Raw genomic sequence first — 1,366 nt, forward strand, 5'->3', positions numbered from 1 at the left:
GGCGCTTCCCGTCACCGGCGGCCAGTTCCGGGTGGAAAGCATCGATCCGCAGCGCGACGAGATCCTGGTGGCCCGCAACGACCGCTACTGGGGACCGCCGGCCAAACCCGCGCTCATCTTGTTCCGCCGCGCCGGGGCGCCGGCCGCGCTGGCCGATTCCGTGCGCAACGGCGACACCCAGGTGGCGCAGGTGCACGGCGGCTCGGCGGCCTTCGCGCAGCTGTCCGCCATCCCCGACGTCCGGACCGCCCGGATCGTGACGCCGCGCATCATGCAGCTCACGCTGCGGGCCACCAGGATCTCGTCGCGCTGCGGATCGATGCTTTCCACCCGGAACTGGCCGCCGGTGACGGGAAGCGCCCGGGCCAGACCCGCGGCGAAACCGCCGGGCACGTCCTTGACGATGTGGGCCGGAAGGATGTTGCTGAACAACTCCTTCCACGCCGGATACGGTTCGGCGAAGGTGACCACCGCCTGCTTGCCGCCCTCCAGGGACTGCACGCCGGTGATGAGGTCGTACCCGGCCGGGTCGACGACCCCGGGCTGGCTGACCATCTGGTGCCACAGGTACCAGAAGTCGTCGGCAGCGATCGGCGCGTTGTCGGTCCACTGCGCCTCCGGCCGGATCTTGTAGGTCACCGTGAACGGGTTCTGGCTGGTCACCTCGGCCGACACCAGCAGGGTCGGGTCCATCTCCCAGCGGGAACCGGTCGGCATGTTGGGGTCGGGGACCGGCCGAAAGGCGCTCGGCAGCACCAGCGCGCTGATCGCCGCGTTCACCGGGGACAGGTCGGACAGCAGGTGCGGGTTGAAGCCGGCCCCGATCGAGTCGATGCCCATGATGATCTCGCTGACCCGCGGTGGCGGCGGCACGGAGTTGTGCGGCGTATCGGTGCTCTGCGGCGCCGGCGGCGGGTTGACCGTACAGGCCGAGAGCACGAGTCCGACCAAAAAGATCAGTCCGCCCAGCACCATGAACCAACGGCGGACTCGTCTCGGCACGCTGATCAGGGTATCGAGCAACCGCACAGCAGCCCGTCCAACCACCCCGGTGTTAACCCCGCGCCTTGGCGCGCGACCGGCTGCGGGCCCGGGCGGTGGCGTCCAGCTCGACCTTGCGCACCCGCACGATCTCCGGGGTCACCTCGACGCATTCGTCTTGCGCGCAGAGGATCTCGACATCAACGTCACCCGCGAGAAGAAGCTGACCAACATGCGGTCGTCGACCGCCGATGTCATCGAAACGCTGGCCCGGCCGCTCGAACTCGATCTCGAGCAGGCCATGGAATTCTGCGCGCAAGACGAATGCGTCGAGGTGACCCCGGAGATCGTGCGGGTGCGCAAGGTCGAGCTGGACGCCACCGCC

The 1,366-nt window shown here is 69.0% G+C and carries 3 pseudogenes; 1 reads left to right on the forward strand and 2 read right to left on the reverse strand.

From position 1 onward, the window contains the following. Positions 1-282 precede the first annotated feature (282 nt). Positions 283-1,008 (reverse strand): annotated as a pseudogene (locus tag A5646_RS00110) (ABC transporter substrate-binding protein); the annotation flags it as partial. 46 nt (positions 1,009-1,054) lie between these two features. Then, positions 1,055-1,171: pseudogene (locus tag A5646_RS29660) on the reverse strand (hypothetical protein); the annotation flags it as partial. Here A5646_RS29660 and A5646_RS00115 point away from each other — a divergent pair. Beyond that, positions 1,163-1,366, forward strand: a pseudogene (locus A5646_RS00115) (translational GTPase TypA); the annotation flags it as partial. The pseudogenes A5646_RS29660 and A5646_RS00115 overlap by 9 nt on opposite strands.

Source organism: Mycobacterium sp. 1245499.0, assembly GCF_001673615.1.
Classification (GTDB): Bacteria; Actinomycetota; Actinomycetes; order Mycobacteriales; family Mycobacteriaceae; genus Mycobacterium; species Mycobacterium europaeum_A.